Raw genomic sequence first — 20,319 nt, 5'->3', positions numbered from 1 at the left:
CGGTCAAGGCGAGATGTCGTTGGGGAGCACGATGCCGGGCACGGGAGCAAGCTCGGCGCCGTTCCTGCGGTCGGACAGATAGCGCGCTGGCGGCTTGCCGACGGCCTTGCGGAACATGGTGACGAACCCGCTGGCGTTTTCGTAGCCCAGTTCCAATGCCACCGTCTGCACGCTGTCTCCTTTGGTCATGCGTTGCAGTGCCAGGATGACGTGCAGTTGCCGGCGCCAGCGCCCGAAACTCATGCCGATTTCGTGCAGCAGCAGGCGGCTCATGCTGCGCTCGCTCATGCCGATGCGGGTCGCCCAGACGGCCTTCGAGGTCTTGTCGGTGGGGTCGGCCAGCAGCAGTTCCGCGAGGCGGCGCAATCGGGCGTCGCGCGGCATGGGCAGATGCAGATCCTCGACCGGCGCTTCCACCAACTCGTCGAGCAATGCGGCAATCAGCCGATCTTCCCGGCCCCCCTGCGGGTACAGCGCGGGAAAACCGGCCACCTTCAGCAGCAGCTCGCGCAGCAGGGGCGATACCGCAATGGTGCAACAGGTTGTCGGAAGATCGGCGGCGGCATCGGGATCGACGAACAGGCAATGACATTCGGTTTCGCCCGACCCGCGCGCCGCGTGGGGCAAGTCACCGGGGATCCAGATCGCGCACTGCGGCGGCACGATCCAGACGCCGTCTTCGATTTCGCAATTCAGGACGCCGCGAACGGAGTAGATCAGCTGCGCCTTGTGGTGCCGATGCCGCGCATTCTCCCAGTCCTTTGTCACCGAAGTAGCACGCAGGGCGACGACGGGGCGAGGAACGTTGTCGACGTCCAGAGGCTCAGTGTGTGCGGTGATGGCAACGCTCGACATGGTGCGCTAGGCCTCGTGCTGCCGGTGGTTGCTGTCCGTTTTGGATAATACTCCTAAAAAAATTTCCGATTGCACTCCGCCGTGGTGACGCGCACGACAAGTGGGTCGCGGTTCCATCGTGGAAGCCGTGGCTCCTGCATGAGAAAGACGCCATCAGGCAACTGCAGGATCCGCTGGCGGATGGGCGGCACCGACGAGCCGATGCCGGTCGCGCGTCACGGCCTGATGCGCAGGTTACCCGTCGAGGCGACCCTGGCGTTTCGCACTCCTTGCCTGGGCAACGACGCGGAGTCGGGGCTGGATGACCTTGTCTCGTGCGGTCGGGTGGATCCGGTGGAGGGCGCTCATCGCGGCCGTTCTCCGCAAAAGCGTTTGTCGACCGCTTCGCGCCCCGGACCACGTAACTTGATCCAGCCTGAGATGCAGGCGGAATTCCCCGGATGGGAAAGGAACATGGAATGAAGACGAAGGCGAAGGGCGTGGCAATCGTGGTCGCGGCGGGACTGGCGCTGTCCTTTCAGGCGCAGGCACAGTCCTGCTGTCCCTCTGGCGGGCATGGGGTGGTGGGCAAGGGGCTCGGCGAAAGCGTGCCCCAGGCGCTGAATCTGGCCACGGATTCGGCCTGGCGCGTCTACGCGTTCTCGCGCGATGGCGTGAACTACCTGCAGATCAACGACGCCAGCGGTGCGGTGCGTGCCGCGGTCGGCCGCATCGGCAAGACCCTGTGGGTGCTGCCGATGGGCAGCGACGTCGCGCGGGTCTCGCTGACGGCATCGCCGGCGATGCCGGGTCGTGTGATCTACCGGACAGCGGATGTGGTGGTGCGGCTGCGCGAGGATGCTAGCGGCGACGCGTGGGAGATCACCGCGGTGGAGTGAGGCCGGCGTCCTGGCTTTCGGACACCAGGAAGCTGAAGCTCAACGCATGGCGGCGCCTGCAGGTGCCGCCATGCGCCTGCAGGCGGACCGCCAGTTCGCGCTCCGGCGCCTCCGGGCGGCGCCGCAAGGCGCTCAGCATCGCGGCATCGGCGGTGATGCGGATGGCGATGCCCTGCCGCCCTCTGGCACGCCACACGCGCGCCTGCAGCAGATGGGTGTGGGCCACGGGCAGCGTCTCGATCGCATCGAGGATGCAGCGATAGGCCACCAGTTGCAGGCCCAGCGACAGCCGCCGCGGATCGCCATGCAGGCGACAGCGGAACTCCGTCCCGCACAGATTGGCGAAGGTCGGCGAGTGCAGGGTGGGGTACAGCCCATGTGTCTCGATGCCGAGCGGATACAGCGCAGTGACGTACTCGTCCAGCAACTGCGCCTGGATCACGCCGGTGCGGGTCATCTGCATGGCGGCGGCGTAATGGCCGCGCGCGCGCAGGTCCTCCACCACGTCGCGACGCAGCTTGTTGATCTGGGTGCTGAGGTCGGTGTAGTCGACCACGCGCCGGCGCAGCGTGCGTTCGGCCGACAGATAGCCGGCCTGCGCGAAGGCCAGCGCCTGCTCGCGCAGGCGTCCGTCGTCGCGCATGTGCCGATACGCCGCGGAGATGCGAGATCCGAACGCGAACATCACCGTGGCCGTGGCGGCAAGCAGGATCTGCACCACGAACGCATCGGCGTCGTGCATGCCGGGTGCCACGACCCTGGGCATGGACAGCGCCACGGCGACGTTCGCCAGGACCACGCCGAGCGCCGCGCCCCGCCACCCATGGCGCAGCGTCAGCACGATCGCCGGGATCACCAGCAGGACCATCAGCAGTTGCCGCAGCAGCGCGTCGCCGGCCAGGGCGATCGACGCCGACAGCGCCACGACCACGCCGATCGACGCCAGGCCCTCGCGCAGCAGCGAGGCCTGCATCTGCGCGGGCTCGTCGCGGCGCAACCACAGCAACGCCGGCAGCACGAACATCAGGGTGCCGAGGTAATCGCCAAGCCAGTAGCGCAGCAGCACGTCCAGTGGCGCGGGCCCTGCCGGCCCCCCAAGTGCGGTGTTGATTGCGATGTTGCACAGCGTGCTCCACAACGCGGTCGCCAGCGTCAGCGGCAGCAGCCAGTGATCGTTGCGTGCCAGATCCGGAATGCGTTGACGCGCGACGACCGGCAGCAGCGACACCGCCGGCATCAGCAGGAACGGACTCAGATATGCCCAGGTGGCACTCGCGCCCCAGGCCTCGCTCATCGGAATGCGCAGCGTCAGCAACGCGGCGGCTTCGCCGGCCAGCAACCACGGCCAGCGCCGTGCGGGCAGGAACAGCAGGCTGGCGACGCGCACGCCTGCCGGCAGATACCACTGGTCCACGGAGCAGCGCCAAGCCAGCAGGAAGGCGCTGCAGTAGGCCGCGCTCAGTAGAGCGCCTTTGGCGATATCTCGTCCCGCGGCCATCCCCGCCATCCGTGGTGTGTCGCCGCTACTGTATAAGCCGGCTCGCTGTCGAAGGTAGACAGTTGGCGGCGGACGCGACAGTGTGAGACGCATCGCAGTGATCGACGGATGCAGACGCAGGCCTGTTGGTTTTTCCTGGCTGTGCATTCGCGTTAGCGGTAACAACGCTGCCGTTTCGCTCCGACACCCGGCATTCGATCCCGTGACCGCAAGGCCCGCGCGAAACCTTGCAGCGAAGCGTGCTGTCGATACCTCCAGGCGGCGCGACATCGTTTCGATCGGCGAGGAAAACGGCCTGGCGTGTGCGGCCGCGCCCGCATCGTGTTCAGGGCGGCCGGCACGTCGTTGGATGGTCTACGTCTGCAAGCGGGGAAGGGGTAGCATCGCGCCATGGCTTCCGTGCATCGGCCTCCCGTTCCGGCATTGCGCGGCCTGGTGACATCGGTGTGGGCATACGATCCAGCACCGATGTCGGCAGCCGAACGGGCGCCCGTGCGCGAGCATGTGCTGCCGACTGGCGCCACGCATCTCGCCGTTCGGATCGGCGGCGCTCCGTTGCAGGTGTTCGACCACGCCGCCGACCTGCATGGCCATTGCCTGGGCCATGCGGTGGTGGGCGGGGTGCGCACGGCGTATCACGTGCGCGATGTCGCACAGCCCGCCGTCTCGGTCGGTGCGATGTTGCGTCCTGGCACCACCGGCGTGCTGCTTGGCGTGCCCGAATCCGCGTTGGCCGGGCATCACACGCCGCTGGAGCTGTTGCTGTCCGCTGGCGAGGTCGATGCGCTGCTGGAACGGCTGCAGGTGTGCATCGATGCGCCAGCGCGGCTGGCGGCATTCGAGCATTGGTTGATCGCGCGTGCGTGTGGCCGGCCACCGATGCTGCATCCCGCGCTGGGGAGGATGCTTGCGTGCGCCTGGCATCCGGAGTTGCGTGTGGAGACCATGGTGCGCGCCAGCGGGCTGAGCCATCGGCATTGCATCGCCATGTTCCGGCAGGCCACCGGTCTCGCACCGAACGCCTGGCTACGGCTGCAACGGTTCTCGCATGCGCTGGAACTGGCCTGCGACCGATCGCGGGACTGGGCCGGGATCGCCGCCGCCAGCGGCTTCGCCGATCAGGCGCATCTGGCCAAGACCTTTCGCAGCGTGGCCGGGGTGACGCCGTCTGCCTGGCGGCGGATGGCCGACCCCGCCGCACCGCGGCACGTGCCGCGCTGAGCGCGGTGCAGGTCAAATCCTTGCAAGACGCTGTGCATGCGCCGCGGCACACTAATGGCCTGTCACCACACAAGGATTCGACATGGCGATCCGCGAGCTCTATGCCTACCTGTGCGTGCGCGACGCAGCCGCCGCGATGGTGTTCTACGCCCAAGCGTTTGGCGCACGCGAACTGTTCCGCCTCACCGAGCCGGATGGGCGCATCGGCCATGCCGAGGTGGATCTCGACGGCCACACGCTGATGTTGTCGGAGGAGTATCCGGACATGGGCGTGCGCAGCCCGGAACACCTCGGTGCCACGCCGGTCACGCTGCACCTGCATGTGGACGATGCCGACGCCCTGGTCGCCCGCGCGGTCGCCGCGGGCGCCACGCTCGAGCGCGGCATGCAGGATCATTTCTATGGCGAACGCTCCGGCACCGTGCGCGATCCCTTCGGCCACCGGTGGCTGATCGGCCACGCGATCGAGTCGGTGACGCCGGAGGAGATGCAGCGGCGCTATACGGCGCTGTTCTCTAAGGCACCGACACCCTGAGCAGGGAGCTGATGGCGGCGAGGCCTGCCAGCAGCCGTCGCAGTTCGACGTCAGCAAGTTCATCGTCGCGAGGACCACGTCGTGGCCATCGGCCAGATCGCGCTCGCTGCCGGCGACGCCGGGACGTCGCTGTTTTCCTATTGCGACGTCTGGCGATTTCGCGATGGGCGGATGGCGGAACTGGAGGCGTACGTGGTGCCGCTGCCGGCTGCGCAGGACCATTAACCTCGGGCGCGCGCCCGGCCTATCGCTCAGTGCAACACGGTATCCGCCAGCAGCTTCAGGTTCAGCACCACGATCAGCGCGGCGATCGCCCAGGCCAGCCAGGCCAGGCCGCGCCGCACCACCAGTGGCCCCATCCGCTGCTTGTCGGTGACGAAGCGCACCAGCGGGATCACCGCGAACGGCAACTGCATCGACAGCACCACCTGGCTCAGTACCAGCAGCTTGGCGGTGCCCTGTTCGCCGTACAGCGAGGTCACGGCGACCACCGGCACGATCGCCAGGCCGCGGGTCAGCAGGCGTCGCGCCCACGGCGGCAGGCGCAGGTGCAGGAAGCCCTCCATCACGATCTGCCCGGCCAGGGTGGCGGTGACGGTGGAGTTGATGCCGGAAGCCAGCAGCGCCACCGCGAACAGGGTCGAGGCCAGGCCGACACCGAGCATCGGCGCCAGCAGTTCGTGGGCCTGTTCGATCTCCTGCACGTCGGTGCGGCCGTGCGCATGGAACACCGCGGCGGCCAGGATCAGGATCGCGGCGTTGACGAACAGCGCCAAACTCAGCGCGATCGTGCTGTCGGCCAGTGCCCAGCGCAGCGCCGAACGGCGGCCCTGGTCGGTGCGCTCGTAGGCGCGGGTCTGCACGATCGAGGAATGCAGGTACAGGTTGTGCGGCATTACCGTCGCGCCGATGATGCCGATCGCCAGGTACAGCGCGGTCGGGTCGGTCACCACCTGCGCGCGCGGGATGAAGCCGGCCAGCACCTCGCGCAGCGGCGGCGCAGCCAGCACGATCTGCACCAGGAAGCAGGCGAAGATCACCATCAGCAGGGCGATCACGAACGCTTCCAGGGCGCGGAAGCCGCGGCGCATCAGGAACAGGACCAGCAGCGCGTCGATCGAGGTGATGATCGCGCCGGCGGTGAGCGGGATGCCGAACAGCAGCTTCAGCGCGATCGCGGTGCCGATCACCTCGGCCAGGTCGCAGGCGACGATGGCCGCCTCGCAGGCCAGCCACAGCAGGAAGTTCACCGGCTTGGAATAGTGCGCGCGACAGGCCTGCGCGAGATCCAGGCCGGTGGCGATGCCCAGGCGCGCGGCCAGGCCCTGCAGCACGATCGCCATCAGGTTGGAGAGCAGGATCACCGACAGCAGCAGGTAGCCGAAGTGCGAGCCGCCGGCGATGTCGGTCGCCCAGTTGCCGGGGTCCATGTAGCCGACCGAGACCATGTAGCCCGGCCCGAGGAAGGCCAGGAAGCGGCGCCAACCCAGGCCGCCGCGCGGCACTGCGACGCTGGCATGCATGGCGCCCAGGCTGGGCCGGGCCTGGCCACGGCTGGCCTGGGCGTCGGCGGACTGGGGAAGGGGCAGGGGAACGGCCATGGCGGCGACGGGGTGGGCGGGGTGCGAACGAGTATATAGCAGGTGCTATATGAATTAGCATTGGCAATTCAAATCGCTGCGATAGCCCGGATTTCGGCCAGAATAGGCGGGTGGCCGGCGGGTGCCGGCACAGGACAAGGGCGTTGCGATGCAGAAAAGCGGGAAGTCGATGGCGCCGCCGGTGCTGCTCGACGCCGAAGTGCAGGTCGAAAGCTTCCGCCAGGTGCGCGAGGCGCACCGCCTGGAGCTGATCGAGGACTATGTGGAGTTGATTTCCGACCTGCTCGCCGACGGTGGCGAAGCGCGGCAGGTGGATATCGCCGCGCGCCTGGGCGTGGCCCAGCCGACCGTGGCCAAGATGCTCAAGCGCCTGGTCAAGGGCGGCTGGGTGGTACAGCGTCCGTATCGCGGCGTGTTCCTGACCGCCGAGGGCGAGGCGCTGGCCGCGGCCAGCCGGCAGCGCCACCAGACCGTGGAGCAGTTCCTGCTGGCCCTGGGCATCGACGCCGACACCGCGCGCCGCGATGCCGAGGGCATCGAGCACCACGTCAGCGAAGCGACGCTGGCGGTGTTTGCCGAGTTCGTGCGCAAGCACGGCGCGTCGCGATGAGCGTCGGTGACGACGCGCAACTGGCGCGCGACGTGCATTGGATGCGTCACGCGCTGGCCCTGGCCGAGCGCGCCGAACGCGAATTCGACGAGATCCCGGTCGGTGCGGTGCTGGTCTCCGCCGACGATGCGGTATTGGGCGAGGGCTGGAACCTCAACATCGCCGAACACGATCCCAGCGCGCATGCGGAGATCGTCGCGCTGCGCCAGGCCGGCCGCCGGCTCGGCAATCATCGCCTGGTCGGCAGCCGCCTGTACGTGACCCTGGAGCCGTGCGCGATGTGCGCGATGGCGGTGGTGCACGCGCGGGTGGCGGAACTGGTCTACGCCGCGACCGATCCCAAGACCGGTGCCTGCGGCAGTGTGTTCGACCTGCTCGTCGATCCGCGCCATAACCACCGCGTGCAGGTCCGCGGCGGGGTGCTGGCGGCGGAGGCCAGCACGCGCCTGACCAATTACTTCCGCGCCAAGCGCGGCAAGCCGCCGCTGGGCGCGTGAGCGGCAAGCCCCTGCCGGTCGCGCAGGCCGCGCGGTATCATTGAAGTCTGATACGACACTTCCGCGCCGGCCCCGCCGCCGCGAACGACAGGACGGTGATATGGCGCAAGCGCACGTGGCGAACGATCGGCTGATCTGGATCGATCTGGAAATGACCGGCTTGGATACCGATCGCGATTCGATCATCGAAATCGCCACGGTGGTGACCGACGCGCAACTCAACGTGCTGGCCGAGGGCCCGGAGTTCGCCATCGCCCATCCGCTGCAGACGCTGGAGGCGATGGACGAGTGGAACCGTAACCAGCACCGCCATTCCGGCCTGTGGCAGCGCGTGCTCGACAGCCAGGTCACGCTGGCCGGGGCCGAGGCCGAGACCATGGCGTTCCTGACCCAGTGGTGCAAGCCCGGCACCTCGCCGATGTGCGGTAACTCGATCTGCCAGGACCGGCGTTTCCTGCACCGGCAGATGCCGCGGCTGGAGCGCTTCTTCCACTACCGCAACCTGGACGTGTCGACGCTGAAGGAACTGGCGCGGCGCTGGGCGCCGGCGGTGTCGGCCGGCCTGACCAAGACCTCCTCGCACACTGCGCTCAGCGACGTGCACGATTCCATCGACGAACTGCGCTACTACCGCCCGTTCATGGGCAGGCTGGGCGGGCAGGGCGAGGACTGATCCGTCGTCCGCGGCGCTTTGTCAGGCGCGAATGCGAGCTGGCGCCCGACGATCGTCGGGCGCGTGCCATAAAGGCAGGTGTTGACGCCGCCGCTCAGCGCGCCAGCGGCGGTCCCGGCTTGGTCTCGCCGTCGTCGGTCACGCCCTTGGTCAGCAGCTCGGCGATCGGGCGGCCGTCGGCATCGTGGTGGTACACGTGCAGGTCGCGCTGCGGATACGGAATGCTGAGCCCGTTCTCCAGCAACTGGTTGCGGATCTGCTCCAGCGTGCTGCTCTTGGCCGCGCCGAAATCGCCGTTCTTGGCGTAGCCGAACAGCATCAGGTCCACCGTGCTCTCGCCCAGGTTGGTGACCTGCACGAACGGGGCGGGCGTCTTCAGGATGTTCGGATTGTCCTGGGCGATCTTCAGCAACAGCTCCTGCGCCTTCTTCAGGTCGTCGCCGTAGCCGACGCCGACGGTGATCTCCAGGCGCCGGTTGGGCAGGGTGCTGTAGTTGACGATCGGCGCGGTGGTGATGGTGCTGTTGGGCAGGGTCACCATGCGCTCGTCGAAGGTGCGGATGCGGGTCTGGAAGATCCGGATCTCGTCGACCACGCCTTCCTGGCCGGCCACCACCACGTGGTCGCCGTCGCGCATCGGCCGCAGCACGATCAGCATGACCCCGGAGGCGATGTTGGACAGCGAGTCCTTCAGCGCCAGGCCCACCGCCAGGCCGGCGGCGCCGAGCACGGCGAACAGCGAGGTCGGCGGCACGCCGATCTTCTGCAGCGCGGTGACCAGCACCAGCACCAGCATCAACGCATAGGCGACGTTGCGCAGGAAGTTGCTGAGCGTGGTTTCCACCCGCGCACGCAGCAGCGCGCTGCGCAGCCATTCGCTCAGGCGCTTGGCGATCCACATCCCGACCACCACGATCAGGATCGCCACGCCCCAGTTGAGCGCGTACTGCGCCCAGTCCAGGGTCCGCCAGTCGAACGGACGCGCCGCGCGCGTCGCCGGCGCAGCGGTCGTGGCCGCCGTCAGTGCCGTCAGCCACGACTGCATCGGCATCACCCCTTGCTCTTGAGCTTGGCCAGGCGCAGCCAGGTGTCGACCACGGTGTCCGGGTTCAGCGATACCGACTCGATGCCTTCCTGCATCAGCCACTCCGCCAGGTCCGGGTGATCCGACGGACCCTGGCCGCAGATGCCCACGTACTTGCCCTTGGCGCGCGCGGCCTTGATCGCCATCGACAGCATCTTCTTGACCGCCGGATTGCGCTCGTCGAACAGGTGCGCCACGATCGAGGAGTCGCGGTCCAGGCCCAGGGTGAGCTGGGTGAGATCGTTGGAGCCGATCGAAAAGCCGTCGAAGATCTCCAGGAATTCCTCGGCCAGCAGCGCGTTCGACGGCACCTCGCACATCATGATGATCTTCAGGCCGTTCTCGCCCTGGCGCAGGCCGTTGCTGGCCAGCACCTCGACGACCTTGCGGCCTTCCTCGAGGGTGCGCACGAACGGGATCATGACCCACATGTTGTCCAGGCCCATCTCGTTGCGGACCTTGAGCACGGCCTTGCATTCCAGCGCGAACGCGGCGGCGAAGCTCGGATCGACGTAGCGGCTGGCGCCGCGGAAGCCGATCATCGGATTCTCTTCGTGCGGCTCGTAGTTGCTGCCGCCGATCAGGTTGGCGTACTCGTTGGACTTGAAGTCCGACAGGCGCACGATCACCGGGTGCGGCGCCACCGACGCGGTCAGCGTGGCGATGCCTTCGGCCAGGCGGTTGACGTAGAAGCTCACCGGGTCGGCGTAGCCGGCGATCTTCTCGTCGATCTTCTTCTTGGTCGCCGCGTCCTGCTTGGCGTACTCCAGCAGCGCGTTGGGATGGATGCCGATGTGCGCGGCGATGATCATCTCCAGGCGCGCCAGGCCGATGCCGGCGTTGGGCAACTGGCCGAAGTCGAACGCGCGCTCCGGGTTGGCCACGTTCATCATGATCTTCAGCGGCGCCGGCGGCATGTTGCCCAGGTCCGTGGTGGTGCGCTCGAACGGCAGGCGCCCGCCATAGATGTAGCCGGTGTCGCCCTCGGCGCAGCTGACGGTGACTTCCTTGCCGTCCTCGACCAGTTCCATCGCGTTGCCGGTGCCGACCACCGCCGGCACGCCCAGCTCGCGGGCGATGATCGCCGCGTGGCAGGTGCGGCCGCCGCGGTTGGTGACGATCGCCGAGGCGCGCTTCATCACCGGCTCCCAATCGGGATCGGTCATGTCCGCGACCAGCACGTCGCCGGGCTGCACCCGGTTCATGTCCTCCAGGCTGCGCACCACGCGGGCGACGCCGGCGCCGATCTTCTGGCCGATGGCGCGGCCTTCGGCGATCACCTCGCCGCGCTGCTGCAGCGCGAAGCGTTCGATCTGGGTGGCGTGGCCGCGCGATTTCACCGTCTCCGGGCGCGCCTGCACGATGAACAGCTTGCCGCTGACGCCGTCCTTCGCCCACTCGATGTCCATCGGCCGCTGGTAGTGCTGCTCGATCACCAGCGCCTGCTTGGCCAGTTCCTGCACGTCCTCGTCGTTGATCGAGAAGGTGTTGCGCAGTTGCGCCGGTGTGTCCTCGATGCGCACGCGCTCGCCCGGCACGTCCGAATACACCATGCGGATCAGCTTGCTGCCCAGCGAGCGGCGCAGGATCGCCGGCTTGCCGGCCTTCAGGGTGGGCTTGTAGACGTAGAACTCGTCGGGATTGACCGCGCCCTGCACGACCATTTCGCCGAGGCCGAAGCTCGAGGTAACGAACACCACGTCGCGGAAACCGGACTCGGTGTCCAGGGTGAACAGCACGCCGGAGGCGCCGACGCCCGAACGCACCATCAGCTGCACGCCGGCCGACAGGAACACGTCCTCGTGCTTGAAGCCGTGGTGCACGCGGTAGGCGATGGCGCGGTCGTTGTAGAGGCTGGCGAAGACTTCCTTGACCTTGTGCACCACGTCGTCGGCGCCGGTCACGTTGAGGAAGGTCTCCTGCTGGCCGGCGAAGCTGGCGTCGGGCAGGTCTTCGGCGGTGGCCGAGGAGCGCACCGCCACAGCGACGTCGCCGCCACCGTTCTCGCTGCACAGCTGCGCGTAGGCGTCGCGAATCGCCTGGTCCAGCTCCGGCTGCAGCGGCGCGTCGATCACCCAGCCGCGGATTTCCTTGCCGGCGGCGGTCAGCGCGCCCACGTCTTCCACGTCCAGCGTGGCCAGCTTGTCGAAGATGCGCTGGTACAGATCGTTGTGGGCGACGAAGGCCTTGAACGCTTCGGCGGTGGTGGCGAAGCCGCCCGGCACGGACACGCCGAGCCCCGCCAGATTGCCGATCATTTCGCCGAGGGAGGAATTCTTGCCACCGACGCGAGCCAGGTCGGCCAGGCGCAGCTCATGCAACCACAGGATGTTCTCGTTCAAGCGCGATGCTCCGTTAGGCCATCGCCCGAGGCGGGCTGAATGGCCGCGTCCGTGAGGGAAGAAGCCGATATGATGCAGTGCGCACCCGAGCCGGCACAAGCGAAGCGGGCGCATCCGTTGGGTTTCAGCCAGGAGAATGCAGGCAATGTCGACGATCAGACCCGTGTTCTACGTGTCCGATGGAACCGGTATCACCGCTGAAACCATTGGGCATAGCCTGCTCACCCAGTTCAGCGGTTTCAGCTTCGTCACCGACCGCATGTCGTTCGTCGACGATCCGGAAAAAGCCCGCGATGCCGCGCAGCGCATCCACGCCGCGGGCGAGCGCTATCAGGTCCGGCCGATCGTGGTCAACTCCTGCGTCGATCCGCAACTGAGCATGCTGCTGGCCGAGAGCGGGGCGCTGATGCTCGACGTGTTCGCGCCCTTCATCGAGCCGCTGGAGCGCGAGTTGAACGCGCCGCGGCACTCGCGCGTGGGACAGGCGCACGGTCTGGTCGATTTCGAGACCTACCACCGCCGCATCAACGCGATGAACTTCGCGCTGGCGCACGACGACGGCATCGCGCTCACCTACGACGAAGCCGACGTGATCCTGGTGGCGGTGTCGCGCGCGGGCAAGACCCCGACCTGCATCTACCTGGCGCTGCACTACGGCGTGCGTGCGGCCAACTATCCGCTGACCGACGAGGACCTGGAGAGCGATCGGCTGCCGCCGCGGCTGCGCCCCTACCGCAACAAGCTGTTCGGGCTGACCATCGATCCGGAGCGGCTGCAGCAGATCCGCCAGGAGCGGCGGCCGAATTCGCGCTACTCCAATGCCGAGACATGCCGGCGCGAAGTGGCGGCGGCCGAAACCATGTTCCGCATGGAGCGCATTCCCACTTTGAGCACCACGCATACCTCGATCGAGGAGATTTCCAGCAAGGTGCTGGCGACGCTGGGACTGCAGCGCGAGATGTTCTGATCAGGGTGGTTGCGGGCGGGTCTGCGCCGGTCGGGGCGGGGCCGCTCCTGGCAGCGATGGAATTTCCGCACTTCACCGCCTGGATCTCCAAGGTAGGCCGCTGGCGCCGATCCGTCAATGCTGCCGCCGGCGCGATGCAGCGTGTAGGATCGGCCCATGCAGCACGCCCTGACCCGCAGCGAACGCATCCCCCGGCTCAGCCGTTTCGGCTGGCTGATGGGGCTGTACGCCGAGAACTATCTGCACCTGAACCGCCTGTTCGTGCCGGCCGACCTGGCCGCCGGCAGCTACGTGTCCAGCATCGGCGACGGCCTGGACCTGCGCCTGGACGTGATCGAGCGCCACCGCTACACCGTCGAGCTGCGCCTGACCTACGACCTGTGCGATCCGCTGACCGGCGAGCCGGACCCGTCGGCCTACGTGCGCCTGTACCTGGATGCGCGTCAGGCAGAGACCACGCATTGCTATGTCGGCCGCCGCTGGCAGGACGTGATGGGGCTGTACCCGCCGCCGGCGGAACTGATCAGCCACCGCATGCGCATGAACACCTTCCTCGGCAAATGGCTGGAATACCTGGCCGAGCGCGGCCACGGCGTGGCCACGCTGCGGCCGGCGCCGCCGCTGCCGCGCGCGGCGCAGGACGCGGCGACGCCCGCCGTCTAGCCACCGGCTAGACGAAGCGGAGGCGTGGTTGCGGCATACTGCGCGCCCGTCGCCATCCGCCTTCTCCGCATGCCTTACACCCCCATCGTCGCCACCTTGGGCTACGTGCTCTCGCCCGACCGCAGCCAGGTGCTGATGGTCCATCGCAATGCCCGGCCCGGCGACCATCACCTGGGCAAGTACAACGGCCTGGGCGGCAAGGTCGAGGCGGACGAAGACGTGCTGGCCGGCATGCGCCGCGAGATCCTGGAGGAGGCCGGCATCACCTGCGAGGCGCTGCAGTTGCGCGGCACCATCAGCTGGCCGGGATTCGGCAAGCATGGCGAGGACTGGCTGGGCTTCGTGTTCCTGATCGAGGCCTACGCGGGCGAGCCGTTCGCCGATAACGCCGAGGGCGCGCTGGCCTGGGTGCCGATCGCGCAGATGGACACGCTGCCGATGTGGGAGGGCGATCGCCACTTCCTGCCGCTGGTGTTCGATGGCGACCCGCGCCCGTTCCATGGGGTCATGCCGTACCGCGACGGCCGCATGCAGTCCTGGCGCTATTCGCGAGTCTGACACCTAAAGCCCCTCTCCCTCCGGGAGAGGGGTTGGGGTGAGGGTACGGCGCGAAGCGACCCGCGGAGTTTGGTGGGGTGGGACAAGGGTACGGCGCGAAGCGACCCGCGGAGTTTGGCTGTGCCAGGCTTCGCCCGTACCCTCATCCGGCCCTTCGGGCCACCTTCTCCCGACGGGAGAAGGAACAGCCTCATCCTTCTCGCGCCCGGCTTGTCCACAGCGGCTGTGGATCGATCCTGCACAAGCCTGTGGGCAAGCGTGGCAAGTCGCTGAAATGGCTGCCCGATTTTGCCGGGTGGCGAAAATTTCAGCAGTCCCGGCCGCGCTTCTCCACAGCCGGTGTGGATGAAAGCGCACGAACGCTGTGGATAAGAGGCCGGTGGCGTTGTGCCGCAACGGTCACCGTCGCGCTGGCGAAAAATTCGCCAGCGTCGATCGCGCGAGCACGCAGCCCGACGTGCGTGCCTGTCGCAGCGCTACTGCGCGGTCCAGCCGCCATCGATGGCGATGGTCTGCGCGGTGATGTTGCGCGCCGCCGGCGAGGCCAGGAACGCCACGCAGCCGGCCAGTTCGTCGTAGGCGATGAACACGCCCTTGGGCATGGGCTTGAGCATCACCTGGGCGATCACGTCGGCCTCGGAAATGCCACGGGTACGCGCCTGGTCGGCGATCTGCTTGTCCACCAGCGGCGTCTTCACGTAGCTGGGGCAGAGCGTGTTGATGGTGATGTCGGTATCGGCGGTCTCCAGTGCGATCACCTTGGAGAAGCCGACCAGGCCGTGCTTGGCGGCGACATAGGCGCTCTTGTACGGGCTGGCGACCAGCGAGTGGATGCTGCCGATGTTGACGATGCGGCCGAACCCGCGTTCGCGCATTCCCGGCAGCACCGCCTGGGTCAGCCGCGCCACGCCGGTCAGCATCACCTCCACCAGCAGCCCCCATTTCTCCATCGGGAACTCCTGCAACGGCGCCACGTGCTGCAGTCCGGCGTTGTTGACCAGCACGTCCACCGGCCGGCTGACGGCCGCCAGCGCCGCGGCGATGCTGTCCGCACTGGCCACGTCCAGCGCCACCGCCTCGGCCGAGCCGCCGGCCTGGCGCAACTGCGCGGCGACCGCGTCGGCGGCCTTCAGGTCCAGGTCGCTGACGACGATGTGGCGGCCGCCAGCGGCCAGTTCTTTGGCGATGCCGGCGCCGATGCCGCTGGCGGCACCGGTGATCAGGACAGTCTGCATAAGGCAATACCTTCGCGGAAATGGGGGGCGGTCAGCGTAGCAGCGCGCCGCGACGCCCGGCAGCGCCCGCTCGCCAGTGCGGCGGCGCCACGCTACCCTGTGCCGTCGCTTGCCGCTCACGCCGGATCCGCCACGTTATGCCGATGAAACGCCACTTCTCCATGCTGCGCGAGTTCCAGCTGGCCGACTGGTTCACCCTGGCCAACGCCTTCTGCGGCACCGGCGCGGTGTTCGCGGCGATGCGCTTCCTGCAGGACGGCCGCCGCAGCGACCTGCTGTTCGGCATGGCGCTGATTCCGCTGGCGTTCGTGTTCGACGCGCTGGACGGCCGGGTGGCGCGCTGGCGCAAGTCGTCCTCGACCCTGGGCCGCGAGCTGGACTCGCTGGCCGACGTGATTTCCTTCGGCGTGGCCCCCGCCGCGCTGGCCTACGCCTGCGGCATGCAGGGCGGTTGGGACTGGCTGGTGCTGAGTTTCTTCGTCTGCTGCGGGGTCAGCCGCCTGGCCCGCTACAACGTCACCGCCGAGCAGTTGGCCGGTGACGGCGACAAGGTGCCGTACTTCGAAGGCACGCCGATCCCGAGCAGCCTGGGCCTGGTCATCGTGCTGGCGATCGCAGCGCACCTGGGCCACATCGGCGATGCCCTGTGGTGGGGCGAGTGGCGGCTGGGGCCGTGGCTGCTGCATCCGCTGGCGCTGCTGTTCGCGCTGTCCGGCTCGCTGATGATCAGCAAGACGCTGCGCATCCCCAAACCCTGATCGCGGTGGGTTGCTATCATCGCGGGCCAGTTCGGGAGAGTGGCGATGAAGGCTAGCGGCGGCGGTGACGCCGGCGATTTCGAGGCGATGACGCGGCAGTACTGGGAGGCCTGGAGCGCCGCGTTGCGCCAGGGTGCGTCGGGCCCCGCGTCCGCCGGGCCAGGCGACGGCGCCGGCGCCTGGCGCGAGGCGATCGCGGCCTGGAGCCAGTGGTTGCCGCGCGGTAGCGCACCGCAGGCCGAGGACGCGGTGGCGCAGTTCCAGCAGCAGGCTGGCGACTGGCTCGGCGCGATGCAGCAGGTGGCGGCGCAGTTCGCCGGCCGCGACGCCAGCAGTGCCGACGTCGCCGACGCGTGGAAGCGCCAGGTGCAGGGCCAGCGCGAACAATTGCTGCAGTGGCTGCTGGGCGCCGTGCGCGGCACCGGCCAGGCCGGGATCGACCCCTGGTTGCAGCAGGCGGCGCAGTGGCTGCAGGGCCTGCAGCGCGACAGCGGGCCGTGGCTGCAGATGCCCGGGTTCGGCCCGGCGCGCAACCACCAGGCGCGCTGGCGCGCGTTGGCCAAGGCGCAGCAGGACTACCAGGCGCAGCTGCAGGCCTATCTGGGGCTGCTGCAGGGCGCCATCGACCGTGCCTTCGGCCTGTTCGAGGAGAAGCTGCGCGCGCACGAGGAGCCTGGCCGGCAACTGACCAACGCGCGGGCGATGTTCGATCTGTGGATCGACGCGGCCGAGGAGGCCTATGCGGCGGCCGCGCTGTCGCCGGAGTTCCGCCAGGTCTACGCCGACGTCGCCAATGCGCAGATGCGTCTGCGCGCCCTGCTGCAGCGCGAGACCGAGCAGGTCTGCGAGCAGGTGGGCCTGCCCACGCGCACCGAACTGGACGCCGCGCATCGGCGTATCGCCGACCTGGAGCGACGGCTGCGGCGGCTGGAGCGCAGCGAAGGGCAGGGCGCGCCTGCGCCTGCTGCTGCCCCGGCCGCACCGCAGAAACGCGTCAGGAAGACGGCGGCCAAGCCCGCCGCCGCAAGGAAAGCGGCCACGGCCGCGCCCACATCCAAATCCAAGTCCGCACGGGCCGCGAAGGCGGTGCCTGCCGCCAAGCCGCGCCGTGCCGGGACCACATCCGCCGCTGCCCGCAGGAGCCGCGCATGAAGGGACCGCTGAGCTTCAGCAGCGACGATCTGGTCCAGGAAACCCTGGAGCTGCAGCGCAAGCTGCTCGAGGGACTGCGCGTGCTGCCCGGCCTGGACACGGTGGACTACGGTGCCACCGCGCGGCAGGAGGTGTGGCGCGACGGCAAGGTGGTGCTGTATCGCTTCGTCGGCGAACGCCCGCCCACCGCCAAGGTGCCGCTGCTGATCGTCTATGCCCTGGTCAACCGTCCGTACATGGTCGACCTGCAGGCCGACCGTTCGCTGGTACAGGGCCTGCTGGCGCTGGGCGAGGACGTCTACGTGCTCGACTGGGGCTACCCGGATCGCTCCGAGCGCTACCTGACGCTGGAGGACTACCTGCTGCGCTATATCGACGGCGCGGTGGACCACCTGCGCGCGGCCGGCGACGGCGCGCCGGTCAACATGCTCGGCATCTGCCAGGGCGGCACGTTCTCGCTTTGCTATGCCGCGTTGCAGCCGGAGAAGGTGCGCAACCTGGTCACCATGGTCACGCCGGTGGATTTCCACACCCCGGACAACATGCTGTCCAACTGGGCGCGCCAGGTCGATGTCGACCTGTTCGTGGACACCCTCGGCAACGTGCCGGCGGACCTGATGAACGTCAGCTACCTGATGCTCAAGCCGTTCCGGCTGAACCTGCAGAAGTATGTGGGCCTGCTCGACATCCTCGACGATCCGCGGGCGCTGGAGGACTTCCTGCGCATGGAGAAATGGATCTTCGATTCGCCGGATCTGGCCGGCGAGACCTTCCGCGAGTTCGTCAAGCAGTTCTACCAGGACAACGCGCTGATGCATGGCCGTGCGCGCATCGGTGCCCACACCGTGGACCTGGGCCGGGTCACCATGCCGGTGCTCAACGTCTATGCCGAGCAGGACCACCTTGTGCCGCCGGACGCGTCGCGGGCGCTGCGCGGCGTGGTCGGCAGCCGCGACTACGCCGAGCTGAGTTTCCGCGGCGGCCATATCGGCATCTATGTTTCCGGCCGCGCCCAGCGCGAGGTCCCGGCGGCGCTGCACCGCTGGCTGGCCGAGCGCGATGGCGGGCACTGAGCGCCCGCTGCGGCGCGCCCTCACGCCGCGACTGCGCCTGCGGGCATAGAGTCGTTCCGCCGTTTTCGCTGGAGACCGTGCCATGTCGCAAGCCCGTTCGCTGTCGCGCTCGTTGAACGACCGCATGATCGCGGGCGTGATGGGCGGCATCGCCCACCGCTTCGGCTGGAATGCAACCTTGTTGCGGGTGCTGTACGTGGTCGGCTCGATCGTCTCGGCCGCGTTCCCCGGCATCCTGGTCTACCTGATCCTGTGGCTGCTGATTCCCAACGAAGCCGACTGAGGCGGCCGCTGCCGCTGGCGTTTCGCCGTGCCGGCATCGTCTTCGGCGTTCTGTGGACCTCGCCCAACACGGCGCTCGGAGTGCTCGCCGGGACCATCGCGCTGGCATTCGGTGCGCGCCTGCGTTTCAGCCGCCGCGAGCTGGCGCTGGTGTTCGAACGCGTGCCGTTGCGGCCGCGTGGGGCGATGACCCTGGGCAACGTGATCCTGCTCAGCGCCGACGATCTGGACGTGGCCTGCGCCACCTACGAACACGCCGCCGGTCGCTGCCGGCATCCGGCGGTGCGGCTCGGCGATCACGAACGCGCGCACGTGCTGCAGTACATGCTGCTGGGTCCGCTGTTCCTGCCGGTGTACCTGGCCTGCGGCGGGGTCAGCGTGCGCAACCCGCTGGAGCGTGCCGCCGATCGCTACGCAATGCACGGCCGCGGCTGGTGGCCAGGCACTGGCTGAGTGCATAGCGTTTGCCACTTCGCGATGCATCAGGTGCCACGTAGGAGCGGCTCCAGCCGCGACGGGCGGCCTGGTCGCGGCTGAAGCCGCTCCTACGAGTGCCCCACGTCCTTGCGAGAGGCTGCCGTCAATCCAGCCGTGAAAAACCGAACAGGCGCTTGAGCGGATGCGCGTGCCGCTCGATCTGCGCGCGCAGCAGGCTGGCGCCGATCATGCTGTAGGTGATGCCGTTGCCGCCGTAGGCCATGGCGAACTGCACGCGCGGGCCGTGCTGCGGATGCGGGCCGAAGAACGGCAGCCCGTCCTCGGTCTCGGCGAAGGTGCCGGCCCAGGCGAAGGTCGGCTGCAGTTCCAGCCCGGGCATCACCTTGGCGATCTTGCGCGAGAGCGTGCGCGCCTTGCTGTCCACGCGCGCGTCGCGGCGTGCCGGCACGTCGACGCTGTCGTCCTCGCCGCCGGCGACGATGCGGCCATTGCCGGTGCTGCGCAGGTACAGATACGGCCGCGCGCTTTCCCAGATCATGGTGTCGCGCAGCGGGCCGAGGACGGAGGGTTCCAGCGGGTCGCTGACGAAGGCATAGCTGCTGCGGTTACGCGCCACGCGCTGGTCCAGCCACTGCTGGTTGGCGTAGCCGGCAGCCATCACCACGTGGCCGGCGCGGACCTGCACGCCCTGGTCGGTGTGCAGGATCACGCCGCGGCTGTTGACCGCGATCCGTGCGATGCGGGTGCGATCGTAGACGCCCACCCCGCGCCGGAAGGCACGGCCGAGCAGGCGGTAGGTGAGGCGGTACGGATCCACCCGCGCCGCCTGGTGGCTGAGGATCGCGCCATGCGCCTGGATGCCGTAGTCCGCGTCCAGTGCCTGCGCATCCAGCCATTCCACCTCCAGGCCGTGCCGCGCGCGCATCTCCAGCTCTTCCTGCAGCACCCGTACGTGGCGGCGCTTGCTGGCGTAGTACAGGCTATCGTTCCAACCGAAGTCGACATCGCGCAGCGGCCGCACCAGGTCGCGCAATTGCTCCAAGGCCTGTGCGCAGGCGCCGTAGGCCAGCGCGGCGGCAGGTTCGCCATAGCGTTTGGCCAGGTCGATCAGGTGGGTGTCGATCTCGTACTGCAGCAGGGCGGTGCTGGCCGCGGTGCTGCCCCAGCCGATGTCGCGCTGTTCCAGGATCGTCACCGCGTGCCCGTGCGTGCTCAGTTCCTCGGCGATCAGGGCGCCGGTGATGCCGCCGCCGACGACGGCCACATCGCAGCGCACGTCGTCGCGCAGCTGCGGAAAACTCTGCATCAGGCCGTTGCGGACCGACCAGAAGGGATAACCGCTCTTGAGATCCATGGTGCCCCTGCGCAGAAAGGATGTGCGACTTACACGCAGGCCCGG

General features: G+C 68.4%; 23 protein-coding genes. 16 read left to right on the top strand and 7 right to left on the bottom strand.

Annotated elements, in window-relative coordinates; translation table 11 throughout:
* Positions 1–3: 3 nt before the first annotated feature.
* Complete coding sequence (locus J7357_RS07900) at positions 4–855, bottom strand: helix-turn-helix transcriptional regulator (protein ID WP_209245708.1); 852 nt, start codon at positions 853–855, stop codon at positions 4–6.
* Positions 856–1,035: 180 nt separating this feature from the next.
* Here J7357_RS07900 and J7357_RS07895 point away from each other — a divergent pair, with 180 nt between their 5' ends.
* Positions 1,036–1,317: a hypothetical protein gene (locus J7357_RS07895; protein WP_209245707.1), complete on the top strand. Its 282-nt coding sequence runs from the start codon at positions 1,036–1,038 to the stop codon at positions 1,315–1,317.
* The gene (locus J7357_RS07890; protein WP_209245706.1) at positions 1,314–1,733 is read left to right on the top strand and encodes a hypothetical protein; all 420 of its coding nucleotides are present in this window, start codon (positions 1,314–1,316) and stop codon (positions 1,731–1,733) included. The genes J7357_RS07895 and J7357_RS07890 overlap by 4 nt, the downstream gene beginning before the upstream one ends.
* Here the strand turns inward: J7357_RS07890 and J7357_RS07885 are convergent.
* Positions 1,717–3,231, bottom strand: coding sequence for an MASE1 domain-containing protein (locus tag J7357_RS07885; protein ID WP_209245705.1), 1,515 nt, complete (start codon positions 3,229–3,231; stop codon positions 1,717–1,719). The genes J7357_RS07890 and J7357_RS07885 overlap by 17 nt on opposite strands.
* A 390-nt stretch (positions 3,232–3,621) precedes the next feature.
* Here J7357_RS07885 and J7357_RS07880 point away from each other — a divergent pair, with 390 nt between their 5' ends.
* The 3 genes from J7357_RS07880 (at position 3,622) to J7357_RS07870 (ending at position 5,212) form a co-directional block, all read left to right on the top strand.
* Positions 3,622–4,452, top strand: coding sequence for an AraC family transcriptional regulator (locus J7357_RS07880; protein ID WP_343237400.1), 831 nt, complete (start codon positions 3,622–3,624; stop codon positions 4,450–4,452).
* 82 nt (positions 4,453–4,534) lie between these two features.
* Positions 4,535–4,987 (top strand): VOC family protein, encoded by a 453-nt coding sequence (locus J7357_RS07875; RefSeq protein ID WP_209245703.1) that lies wholly within the window; start codon positions 4,535–4,537, stop codon positions 4,985–4,987.
* An 81-nt stretch (positions 4,988–5,068) separates the two neighbouring features.
* Positions 5,069–5,212: a hypothetical protein gene (locus J7357_RS07870; RefSeq protein ID WP_244667365.1), complete on the top strand. Its 144-nt coding sequence runs from the start codon at positions 5,069–5,071 to the stop codon at positions 5,210–5,212.
* A 26-nt stretch (positions 5,213–5,238) separates the two neighbouring features.
* Here J7357_RS07870 and J7357_RS07865 read toward each other — a convergent pair whose 3' ends face one another.
* The gene (locus tag J7357_RS07865) at positions 5,239–6,588 is read right to left on the bottom strand and encodes an Nramp family divalent metal transporter (RefSeq protein WP_209245702.1); all 1,350 of its coding nucleotides are present in this window, start codon (positions 6,586–6,588) and stop codon (positions 5,239–5,241) included.
* 148 nt (positions 6,589–6,736) lie between these two features.
* Between J7357_RS07865 and mntR the strand changes: the two genes are divergently transcribed.
* From mntR to orn, 3 genes are all read left to right on the top strand, one after another.
* Positions 6,737–7,198 (top strand): manganese-binding transcriptional regulator MntR, encoded by a 462-nt coding sequence (gene mntR, locus J7357_RS07860; protein ID WP_209245701.1) that lies wholly within the window; start codon positions 6,737–6,739, stop codon positions 7,196–7,198.
* Positions 7,195–7,695 carry a tRNA adenosine(34) deaminase TadA gene (gene tadA / locus J7357_RS07855; protein ID WP_209245700.1) on the top strand — a complete coding sequence of 167 codons (501 nt, stop codon included), beginning with the start codon at positions 7,195–7,197 and terminating at the stop codon, positions 7,693–7,695. The genes mntR and tadA overlap by 4 nt, the downstream gene beginning before the upstream one ends.
* Positions 7,696–7,795: 100 nt before the next feature.
* Positions 7,796–8,368, top strand: a complete 573-nt coding sequence (gene orn / locus J7357_RS07850) for an oligoribonuclease (RefSeq protein WP_209245699.1) — start codon at positions 7,796–7,798, stop codon at positions 8,366–8,368.
* 94 nt (positions 8,369–8,462) lie between these two features.
* Here orn and J7357_RS07845 read toward each other — a convergent pair whose 3' ends face one another.
* Together J7357_RS07845 and ppsA are read right to left on the bottom strand one after the other, a co-directional pair.
* Entirely contained in the window at positions 8,463–9,413 is a 951-nt protein-coding gene (locus tag J7357_RS07845) for a mechanosensitive ion channel family protein (RefSeq protein ID WP_209031472.1), read from the bottom strand.
* Positions 9,414–9,418: 5 nt separating this feature from the next.
* A complete protein-coding gene (gene ppsA / locus J7357_RS07840) occupies positions 9,419–11,794 on the bottom strand; it encodes a phosphoenolpyruvate synthase (protein ID WP_209245698.1) in 2,376 nt (791 codons plus the stop codon).
* 145 nt (positions 11,795–11,939) lie between these two features.
* Between ppsA and J7357_RS07835 the strand changes: the two genes are divergently transcribed.
* The 3 genes from J7357_RS07835 (at position 11,940) to J7357_RS07825 (ending at position 13,982) form a co-directional block, all read left to right on the top strand.
* Entirely contained in the window at positions 11,940–12,761 is an 822-nt protein-coding gene (locus J7357_RS07835) for a pyruvate, water dikinase regulatory protein (RefSeq protein WP_160947275.1), read from the top strand.
* A 156-nt stretch (positions 12,762–12,917) separates the two neighbouring features.
* Positions 12,918–13,424: a DUF1249 domain-containing protein gene (locus J7357_RS07830; protein ID WP_209245697.1), complete on the top strand. Its 507-nt coding sequence runs from the start codon at positions 12,918–12,920 to the stop codon at positions 13,422–13,424.
* 69 nt (positions 13,425–13,493) lie between these two features.
* Positions 13,494–13,982 (top strand): 8-oxo-dGTP diphosphatase, encoded by a 489-nt coding sequence (locus J7357_RS07825; RefSeq protein WP_209245696.1) that lies wholly within the window; start codon positions 13,494–13,496, stop codon positions 13,980–13,982.
* 476 nt (positions 13,983–14,458) lie between these two features.
* On the opposite strand, the gene J7357_RS07820 is transcribed toward J7357_RS07825, so the two are convergent.
* Positions 14,459–15,217, bottom strand: coding sequence for a 3-hydroxybutyrate dehydrogenase (locus J7357_RS07820; RefSeq protein ID WP_209245695.1), 759 nt, complete (start codon positions 15,215–15,217; stop codon positions 14,459–14,461).
* Positions 15,218–15,360: 143 nt separating this feature from the next.
* Here J7357_RS07820 and J7357_RS07815 point away from each other — a divergent pair, with 143 nt between their 5' ends.
* From J7357_RS07815 to J7357_RS07795, 5 genes are all read left to right on the top strand, one after another.
* Entirely contained in the window at positions 15,361–15,975 is a 615-nt protein-coding gene (locus J7357_RS07815) for a CDP-alcohol phosphatidyltransferase family protein (protein WP_010342962.1), read from the top strand.
* A 45-nt stretch (positions 15,976–16,020) separates the two neighbouring features.
* Complete coding sequence (phaE, locus tag J7357_RS07810; protein WP_209245694.1) at positions 16,021–17,127, top strand: class III poly(R)-hydroxyalkanoic acid synthase subunit PhaE; 1,107 nt, start codon at positions 16,021–16,023, stop codon at positions 17,125–17,127.
* Positions 17,124–18,200 (top strand): class III poly(R)-hydroxyalkanoic acid synthase subunit PhaC, encoded by a 1,077-nt coding sequence (locus tag J7357_RS07805; RefSeq protein ID WP_209245693.1) that lies wholly within the window; start codon positions 17,124–17,126, stop codon positions 18,198–18,200. Before phaE ends, J7357_RS07805 begins: the two co-directional genes overlap by 4 nt.
* An 82-nt stretch (positions 18,201–18,282) precedes the next feature.
* Entirely contained in the window at positions 18,283–18,483 is a 201-nt protein-coding gene (locus tag J7357_RS07800; RefSeq protein ID WP_010342965.1) for a PspC domain-containing protein, read from the top strand.
* The gene (locus tag J7357_RS07795) at positions 18,480–18,935 is read left to right on the top strand and encodes a hypothetical protein (protein WP_209245742.1); all 456 of its coding nucleotides are present in this window, start codon (positions 18,480–18,482) and stop codon (positions 18,933–18,935) included. The genes J7357_RS07800 and J7357_RS07795 overlap by 4 nt, the downstream gene beginning before the upstream one ends.
* Positions 18,936–19,062: 127 nt before the next feature.
* Here the strand turns inward: J7357_RS07795 and J7357_RS07790 are convergent, their stop codons facing one another.
* Complete coding sequence (locus J7357_RS07790; RefSeq protein ID WP_209245692.1) at positions 19,063–20,274, bottom strand: FAD-dependent oxidoreductase; 1,212 nt, start codon at positions 20,272–20,274, stop codon at positions 19,063–19,065.
* Positions 20,275–20,319: the final 45 nt, after the last annotated feature.

The organism is Xanthomonas sp. D-109 (genome assembly GCF_017746095.1).
GTDB lineage: Bacteria > Pseudomonadota > Gammaproteobacteria > Xanthomonadales > Xanthomonadaceae > Xanthomonas_A > Xanthomonas_A sacchari.
The sequence above is the reverse complement of the archived record's forward strand: the minus strand, read 5'-3'. Positions and strand labels throughout refer to the sequence as shown.